7 protein-coding genes and 1 pseudogene are annotated in these 8079 nt (G+C 58.8%); 5 read left to right on the top strand and 3 right to left on the bottom strand.

What is annotated here, in order from left to right; translation table 11 throughout:
- Nucleotides 1–341, bottom strand: a pseudogene (locus tag FJ490_RS27840) (molybdate ABC transporter permease subunit); the annotation flags it as partial.
- Between the two features lie 606 nt (nucleotides 342–947).
- On the opposite strand from FJ490_RS27840, the gene FJ490_RS27835 reads away from it, so the two are divergent.
- Nucleotides 948–1622, top strand: coding sequence for a hypothetical protein (locus FJ490_RS27835; protein ID WP_140498426.1), 675 nt, complete (start codon nucleotides 948–950; stop codon nucleotides 1620–1622).
- Nucleotides 1623–1725: 103 nt separating this feature from the next.
- Here the strand turns inward: FJ490_RS27835 and FJ490_RS27830 are convergent, their stop codons facing one another.
- Nucleotides 1726–2010, bottom strand: a complete 285-nt coding sequence (locus tag FJ490_RS27830; RefSeq protein ID WP_140728647.1) for a hypothetical protein — start codon at nucleotides 2008–2010, stop codon at nucleotides 1726–1728.
- Between the two features lie 150 nt (nucleotides 2011–2160).
- Here FJ490_RS27830 and FJ490_RS27825 point away from each other — a divergent pair, with 150 nt between their 5' ends.
- Nucleotides 2161–3510, top strand: coding sequence for a UDP-glucose/GDP-mannose dehydrogenase family protein (locus FJ490_RS27825; RefSeq protein WP_140525324.1), 1350 nt, complete (start codon nucleotides 2161–2163; stop codon nucleotides 3508–3510).
- Nucleotides 3507–4535: an NAD-dependent epimerase/dehydratase family protein gene (locus FJ490_RS27820; protein ID WP_140728646.1), complete on the top strand. Its 1029-nt coding sequence runs from the start codon at nucleotides 3507–3509 to the stop codon at nucleotides 4533–4535. The genes FJ490_RS27825 and FJ490_RS27820 overlap by 4 nt, the downstream gene beginning before the upstream one ends.
- A 30-nt stretch (nucleotides 4536–4565) precedes the next feature.
- Here FJ490_RS27820 and FJ490_RS27815 read toward each other — a convergent pair whose 3' ends face one another.
- Nucleotides 4566–5492 (bottom strand): formyltransferase family protein, encoded by a 927-nt coding sequence (locus FJ490_RS27815; protein ID WP_140728645.1) that lies wholly within the window; start codon nucleotides 5490–5492, stop codon nucleotides 4566–4568.
- Nucleotides 5493–5925: 433 nt separating this feature from the next.
- On the opposite strand from FJ490_RS27815, the gene FJ490_RS27810 reads away from it, so the two are divergent.
- Together FJ490_RS27810 and FJ490_RS27805 are read left to right on the top strand one after the other, a co-directional pair.
- Nucleotides 5926–6909 (top strand): sulfotransferase domain-containing protein, encoded by a 984-nt coding sequence (locus FJ490_RS27810; RefSeq protein ID WP_140728644.1) that lies wholly within the window; start codon nucleotides 5926–5928, stop codon nucleotides 6907–6909.
- 17 nt (nucleotides 6910–6926) lie between these two features.
- Nucleotides 6927–8030: a glycosyltransferase family 4 protein gene (locus tag FJ490_RS27805; protein WP_140561277.1), complete on the top strand. Its 1104-nt coding sequence runs from the start codon at nucleotides 6927–6929 to the stop codon at nucleotides 8028–8030.
- The last annotated feature ends 49 nt before the right edge of the window (nucleotides 8031–8079 follow it).

Genomic DNA, 8079 nt, shown 5'->3' with positions numbered 1-8079 from the left:
AGGTCGACCATGGCATCGACGATGCGGCGGCCGGGAAAGCGGTAGCGCACCAGCACCCAGGCGACCAGCGTGCCGAAGACGACATTGACGGCGGCCGCGACAAAGGCGGTGCCGAAGCTGATCTCCAGCGCGTTGATGGTGCGCCGGTCGGTGGCGATCGCCCAGAAATCGGTCCAGCCGAGCGCCGCGGAGCGCCAGATCAGCCCCGACAGCGGAATGAGGATGATGAGGGTCAGGTAGGCAAGCGAGAAGCCGAGCGTCAATCCGAAACCCGGAATGACGCTCGGCTGTCGAAATCGCCAACCCGCCCGAGCGGGTGCTGTGATGGCCACTGCTGTCATGGAGTTCCGGATCGCCCCACTCTTCAAGCCAGATTGCCCTTCGCTATGACTTCAAGAGCCTTGGGCGTGCAAGTTCGTTGAAAGATACGGCGCCTACTTCCATTCGCCCAAAGGCGTGTGGATTTTCTTCCTTCGCCGTCATTCGGGCTTTCTCCAGCTCTTCTGACTACTCCTTACTGCGCAGGTCTCCAGGTCTGGTTGGATGAGCACCATCACCGAAATGATAGGGTACGCGCATTCTTCAATCGTCGAAAAATTAAGCCAGAAGTTTGCATGTCGCGACCAGCGTTGGGTCCCGAGCATCCACCGCGCGCATACCGCCCGGCAGACGGCGTTCGGCGGATCGGACGGCAGAATTTGCAGACGTCGTCGTGTGGACCAGGCGACGCCGACAATGACGAAAGCGAAGCTATGGCAGCAAGTAGTAGCGAACACAATCGCGCGCGGATCAGCCGACAGTCGGAAGTGGGACCCTTGCTCAAAAGAATAGGTTGGCCACGCCACTAAGATATCTCACGCGTTCCCGTGATGGCCTTCTACGCAATACAAAACCAACGCATCATGGAGCGCATAAATCAGATTAGAAATCCGCCTGGGGAGGAGGATATGAAAAACATCTCAAATGACCTGATGGAAATTGCCGGCCGAATTCGCCCTGCGCGGGAAGCCTTCGCGGAGGCGGACAGGAGGAGGGTCGAATCCGCTTTGGAGGCAGGACGACTTCTTTGCCAGGCCAAGGACGACTGCCTGCACCAGCAATGGATGGCTTTCCTGAGATGGGCCGATATGGATGAACAAGAGGCTCGAAAGCTGATGCAGCTTGCCCGCGCGGGACTGACATCGTGCGTCGTTTCGGAAATCGGCGGCATCGATGCGGCACTGGCCTATCTTGTGGAGGCAAGATTGCCCGAGCCGGAAGAGTGCCTAACCGTGGGCCGCGTAGGCTGGCCGGAAAAGAACACGCCCTTCGCGATTATCAAACCCAATGCCGCGCATCCCGGCTATTACGATATCGCCATTGCCGACATGTGGGCCAATCCAGCAACGGTTTTCTCATCGAGAAAGCCGCTTCGGGGGGAAAGCATGAGGCAAGCCGACGGATCGTTCTTCAACAGCCTCTGGCATATTGTCGATCGTGAATTGGATGTCCCGCATTCGCAGCGCGAGTTCCAGATGATGCCGGCGGATCTGTTCTCGCGAGATGGTGCCTTCCTCTTCGCCAAGCCTGTCTCCGCGGCTGACAGTGCGACGGAAAGCGAGGCGCACAGCTACATTCTTTGAATGTTCGCCGGCAAATGCGACCGCGCGCAACCCGCAACAATTCCATTGCATGGACCGGAAAAACGCCCTGCCGGCCTCGGCGTGCTCTGCCTAGCGTTGTTCGTCACGGCAGAACACTCCAGCGCGCAGTCTCACCCGGACGAAGATCTATCATGCTCAGGCGAGGCTGTTCGAAGGCAATTTCCTGACTCGGCTCCCGGACGGCAAGTTGAAGCGAGAACCGAACTACCTCTAAGAGCATGGCAAAAAGACCAAACGGCCGCCGACCGGAATTTTGACGGAAAATGAACTCAAGCAATCGACGCGCCAATGAAGCGCCGTCAGCCGGCTTGCAGCCGAGCGTGGCTGCGCGCCAGATCATCTCGTCTCGTCCATTTGCAATGGCCATCAGCACTTAGCGTTGTCAAACCGCGCCAGACGACCGTCCGGGCCCATACCAGGTCTCGGAAGTGGTAATGTCTTATCCGATTGCGCACTCCATTTTCTTGGCTGCTGCTGGCTTAATCGCGTCAGTTGTCATCATCAGAGTGGCGGTTACATGCGCATCGCGATTGTTGGTTCGGGTTACGTGGGTCTTGTATCGGGCGCTTGCCTGGCTGATTTCGGCCATCAAGTCGTCTGCGTCGATAAGGCGGAGGCCAAGATTGCCGATCTCCAGGCCGGAAGAATGCCGATCTATGAGCCAGGTCTCGACGACCTCGTCGACAAGAATTCCGCGAGCGGCCAGCTCACCTTCACCAGCACGCTTACAGCGGCAGTCGCCGATGCGGACGTGGTGTTCATTGCCGTCGGGACGCCTTCGAGGCGAGGCGACGGCCATGCCGATCTGTCCTATGTCTACGAAGCGGCCCGGGAAATCGCGGCCGCTGTTCACGGGTTCACCGTGGTGGCAATCAAATCCACGGTGCCGGTGGGCACGGGGGATGAGGTCGAACGGATCATTCGCCAATGCAATCCCCTAGCCGATGTGGCCGTCGTCTCCAACCCGGAATTCCTGCGCGAAGGAGCCGCGATCGACGACTTCAAACGACCAGACCGGATCGTTATCGGCCTCCCGTCGGACGAGCGTGGCCGGGAGGTGATGGCGGAGGTGTATCGGCCGCTCTATCTCAACCAGGCACCCATCCTGTTTACCGGCCGCCGCACGTCCGAGCTGATCAAATATGCGGCCAACGCCTTCCTGGCGCTCAAGATCACGTTCATCAACGAGATCGCGGATCTCTGCGAGAGCGTGGGCGCGAATGTGCGCGAGGTAGCGCGGGGCATCGGGCTCGACAATCGCATCGGCTCAAAGTTCCTGCACGCCGGCCCGGGCTATGGAGGATCCTGTTTTCCAAAAGACACGCTGGCTTTGGTCAAGACGGCGCAGGACAGCGGCGCGCCATTGCGCCTGATCGAAACGACAGTTGCCGTGAACGACCAGCGAAAACGCACCATGGCGCGCAAGATCGTATTTGCCTGCGGCGGAGATGTCCGCGCAAAGACAGTGGCCTTGCTGGGTCTTACCTTCAAACCCAACACCGATGACATCCGTGAAGCGCCTTCCCTCTCGATCATCCAGGCCTTGATCGATTTTGGAGCACATGTCCGAGTGTATGACCCCGAAGGCATGGAACAGGCGAAAATCGTGCTCGGCACAAGCGTAAGCTATGCCGAAGGCGCCTATGAATGCGCCGAGGGCGCCGACGCGCTGGTCATCGTGACCGAGTGGAATCAGTTCCGCGCCCTGGATTTTGAACGACTGTCCCGCACGATGTCGAAACGGGTGGTGGTCGACCTGCGCAACATTTACCGGCGGGAAGACATCTCCAAGCACGGCTTCGAGTACGTGAATATCGGTGAGGGAGCGGTCGGAGACAAGGCAGTTTTCGCCGCGGCCGCGGAATGAGGTATCTGGTCACCGGCACCGCAGGATTCATCGGTTTTCACCTGGCGCGCCGGCTGCTCGACGACGGTCATCGCGTCACCGGCTTCGACGGCATGACGCCATACTATGACATCGTCCTGAAGCAGTCCCGACACGCCCTGCTTGAAAGATACGACGCCTTTCGCGCCCATATCGGCCAACTGGAAGACCTGGATGCCCTTCGCCGCGCCGCGGACTCCGCCCGGCCCGATGTGATCGTGCATCTGGCCGCGCAGGCCGGTGTCCGCTACTCAATCGACAATCCGCGAAGTTACACGGACAGCAATCTCGTCGGCTCGTTCAACGTCCTTGAGCTTGCGCGTGAGCTCAAGCCCCGGCATTTGCTCCTTGCGTCCACGAGCTCGGCCTATGGAGCGAACGACAAGATGCCATTCGTCGAAACCGACAAGGCTGATTGGCCGTTAACCTTCTATGCGGCCACGAAGAAGGCGATGGAGGCGATGGCGCACTCCTATTCACATATCTTCGGAACGCCGACCACATGCTTCCGCTTCTTCACCGTATATGGCCCCTGGGGCCGGCCCGACATGGCCCTCTTCAAATTTGTCGACGCGATCGAGAACGGCCGTCCGATCGAAGTGTATGGCGAAGGCCTGATGAAGCGCGATTTCACTTATGTCGACGATCTCGTCGAAGCCATCGTCCGACTCGTCGAATGCACGCCTGCGACAGGTCGCGCGGCGTCCGCTCCCGGCGTCGTCGACACGCTGTCACCCGTCGCGCCGTGGCGTGTCGTCAACATAGGCGGCGGCGAGCCTGTCGGGCTGCTGCCATTCATCAAGACGATCGAGAACTGCCTGGGCAAACGCGCCATCCGCAAGATGTTGCCGATGCAGGCTGGCGACATGCGGGCAACCTATGCCGACCCCCGCCTGCTGGAGGCCCTTACGGGCTTTCGCCCTTGCACCAGCGTCGAGGACGGGGTGACCGCCTTCGTACGCTGGTATCTGGAAGAACGGCCGTCGCGGCCGACAATCGCCGCCTGAAGCGCGCAGACCTGTGCTCCGTGCAGGCGCCTAGGTCCTTGGCGCGACACAGGTTGGTCCTGCCGAGGCCAGCTTGGCATGTATCCTGGGCCTTTCGCCATACCAGGATGTCACCTCAATGGCGGCTCCGTCTCCACAAAGCACTGTAAAGCCGCTGTCGGTATGAGTTTGGACCTGGCCGGTCAGCCCGATATGGCGCCCAGGCGAGGCAAACATGCGCGCCTTGTCGATCACGATCTTGGCACCGGCAGTGAAAGTGAAGGCGCCCGGATAGGGATCGCCGACGGCGCGGACGAAGCGAAGGACATTCTCGGCAGCATCGCTCCAGTCGATTATTCCGTCATCGGCCGTGCGCTTTGCGCAATAGCTGGCAAGGGATTCGTCCTGCGCGACGCCCACGGCCTTGTCACGACTTATCGCCGAAACGACAAGCGGCGTCATCTCGAACAGTGCCTGCTTGTGCTTGTCGTAGAGCGAGCGCGCGGTCTCGTCCGGTGCCACGGCAAAAAGCTTCTGGAGGACGATAGGGCCACTGTCGACACCCTCGTCGAGCCGGAAGAAAGTCGAGCCCGTCTCCTTTTCATTCGCAATGATCGTCCAGGGGATCACCGCCCTGCCCCGAAAACGCGGTAACGGCGCCGGGTGAAAGCCGATCGAGCCATATCGGGCGACCGAGCGAAATTCGCCGCGGCAGATTTGCGACCAGCCGACCACCATCGTCAAATCGGGCCGCTCGGCTTCGAGCCTGTCGATCGTGTCGGGCGCATTGATGTCCTTGGTCAGGTGGACCGCGGCCCCGGCCAGACGTGCCGGCCCCGCCAGATCGACGAAATCGGAATGGCGTTTGGAAGCTTCGCCCGCAAGGGTGACAAGCAGCGAAGGCGTCATGCCAGCTTCGACAAGGGCATCGAATGCGACCCGAGATCCCTCCACCGCACCGACAAAGGCTATGCGCATGAATTCAAGGCTCCAACTCACCGGCGTGAGCGATAGATGGACACAGATCTCTTCTATTGTCTGCTTCGTTTCTGCGCCCAAGTCCTCCTTTAGAGGTAAACGGCAGCCGGCGATGCATCCCTATGTGCAACTCGTCCCTTCAAAGAAAGCTGGGTATTTAGGGGTTGCGACAGCGGGATTGGAATACGCGATGGACAGCTTCGCCGGCTTGGCATTTCTGGATCGCAGCGCCACTACAGTCGGGAAGGGCGGATCTGATCTGCTACGCATGGCGATCCTGCTTTCTGGACGCCGACGCATTTGTGCTTTCGTCCCGCTACGAAGATTGCGCGGTACCACTCAAGGCCATGGCCGGCAGCCCGCCCATCGCGTCCTTCGACTGCGACGTCATACATGCTGCGCTACGATCCCCAAGGACTGAAGACCTGTCACCATGCTGACGACCACCCGTCTGACATTGCATAAGATCGACGCCCGGATCAGGATGACCTGGGCTGCGTCGGGCGCAGACGCGTTTCTTGTCTCCTATCCCGAATCCGGAGCAACCCAGCTTAGACATATCCTTTCGGAATACTTTCGTCGCCACGCCAACGGCGAAAATGTCCATCTTTCGCCAATATTCGAGGTTCTTCCGGATTTCGATCTCGATCCGACGAGGGGCATCCCGGCTTTTCGTTACACAGATGAGCGCCATCGTGTGCCGCTCGTCCTGGTTTCGCACCTCACCTATAGACGCTCGCTTTTTCTCAACCGACCCATCATCTTCATGACTCGAGATCCGCGCGACGTAATCGTGTCAGCTTATTTCGATGCCACACGTCACAAACGCTGCTTCGAAGGCACCATGGACGCGTTCATTGCCGATCGCGAACAAGGCCTGCCGGCTCTGATAGTATATCTGAATGATTGGGGTAGAGGTCTAAAGCATCATGTAAGTGCAGTATTGGGCTATGGGGAACTGACGGAAGACCCTATGGGTGCCTGCACGCGTATCCTGAGATTTCTCGGCCACACACCGTCCGTGCGCGCGCTTCAGGATTCTATCGACGCCTCGCGTTTCGATGTAATGCGTGAGCATGAGATGGCGGGCGGCCTAGCGGCCCACGATGGCGAAAGCCAGCATGCGCGTCCCGGCAAGGTCGGCGGCTTTTCCGATCATCTTAGTGATGCGCAAGCCGAACTCATTGAGCAGACCTGCATCGACTGGCTAACTCCAGCCGCGATCGAACTGCTTGCCCGTGGCGGAACGCGGCTCGCATGCGGCTGGTATGAACTTCGCCGCCAATTCATGGATGAACACGGCCAAGGCGAGACGATCAAGAGAGATCTTCCTGTCGTCGAATCCCTTTCCACCAATCCATGCAGCAACTTGGCGGAGATCGCCGAGAAGTATGGAAATAATCCATCGACGTCCTGACGTTAAGAGGGGAGTAAATGCGACTTGCGATTGTGCAGGCGGGCCTGGGTGCAGGAGGGACGGAGCGCGTCGTCAGTCTGCTTGCCGCAGATCGATGCAGGCGCGGAGATGAAGTCCATCTATTTGCTTTCGTGGGAGAGCAAGACAAGAGCTATTTTGCCCTGCACCCGAAGGTCACCGTCCACAGACTTGTAGAGGATGGAGCTTCGCGGCTTTCGAAACTCGGATTTGTCCGCAGCTTGCGGCGCGTGGTCGTGTTGCGCGCGGAATTCAAGCAGCTTCAGCCCACTCTGATCGTTTCATTTCTAACAAAGATTAATATTCTTTGCCTGCTGGCGGCGAAAAATCTTGGCATCCGGGTTATTATCTCGGAAAGAAACAATCCCAAAGCGCAGAAAAAACACGCCGCTTGGCGGCTCGTTTCTGGCATCATACTTCGGCAGGCGGATCGGCTCGTCATGCAGACTGATGCGATTGTCAAGACGCTTCCGGATACGCTCAGAAGAAAAGCCCACGTTATCGGAAATCCTTGCGAGGTCATCGGAAATCCGTGCGAGGCGACCGATGCCTACAAAGACCATGGCAATGAGATGTTTCGCCTGGTCGCCGTCGGACGCCTGGTGGAACAGAAAGGCTTCGACACGCTGATAAAGGCGTTTGCTAAAATCACTACCGAGTTTCCGGCATGGGCGTTGACAATCTTCGGCGAGGGACCTGATCGGGTTCTTCTTCAACGTCAGATCGATGCGTTGGATTTGGAGGACAGGGTAAAGCTTGCCGGCATTACCGAGCGTCCGGGCGAATGGGCGCGCGACGCCTCCCTCTTTGTCCTGCCGTCACGCTACGAAGGCTTTCCCAACGTGCTGATCGAGGCGATGGCGGCAGGCCTGCCCGTCGTCGCAACGGACTGCGATTTCGGTCCATCCGAAATCATCGAACCAGGCGTTTCGGGTCTGCTGGTACCAGTCGACGATGTTGCCGAGTTGGCATCCGCGATGGCATGCCTGATGCGAAACAATGCTCTTCGCCACAAAATGGGTAGATCGGCCCGGAAAACGATCGATCGGTTCTCAATGCAGCAGATTGCGGAGAAATGGGACTCCGCTTTGACGAAATTCTGAAAATGAAGGCAATCGATCACGAACTCAGTTATTCAGGTGCGCGATCTAC

The organism is Mesorhizobium sp. B2-5-11 (assembly GCF_006440835.1).
Taxonomy (GTDB): domain Bacteria; phylum Pseudomonadota; class Alphaproteobacteria; order Rhizobiales; family Rhizobiaceae; genus Mesorhizobium.
The sequence above is the reverse complement of the archived record's forward strand: the minus strand, read 5'-3'. Positions and strand labels throughout refer to the sequence as shown.

Bases quoted from the DNA above. Each gene is read 5' to 3' on its own strand.
- FJ490_RS27835 (WP_140498426.1), top strand. From the start codon at position 948: ATGAAAAACATCTCAAATGACCTGATGGAAATTGCCGGCCGAATTCGC.
- FJ490_RS27830 (WP_140728647.1), bottom strand. From the start codon at position 2,010: ATGGCCATTGCAAATGGACGAGACGAGATGATCTGGCGCGCAGCCACG.
- FJ490_RS27825 (WP_140525324.1), top strand. From the start codon at position 2,161: ATGCGCATCGCGATTGTTGGTTCGGGTTACGTGGGTCTTGTATCGGGC.
- FJ490_RS27820 (WP_140728646.1), top strand. From the start codon at position 3,507: ATGAGGTATCTGGTCACCGGCACCGCAGGATTCATCGGTTTTCACCTG.
- FJ490_RS27815 (WP_140728645.1), bottom strand. From the start codon at position 5,492: ATGCGCATAGCCTTTGTCGGTGCGGTGGAGGGATCTCGGGTCGCATTC.
- FJ490_RS27810 (WP_140728644.1), top strand. From the start codon at position 5,926: ATGCTGACGACCACCCGTCTGACATTGCATAAGATCGACGCCCGGATC.
- FJ490_RS27805 (WP_140561277.1), top strand. From the start codon at position 6,927: ATGCGACTTGCGATTGTGCAGGCGGGCCTGGGTGCAGGAGGGACGGAG.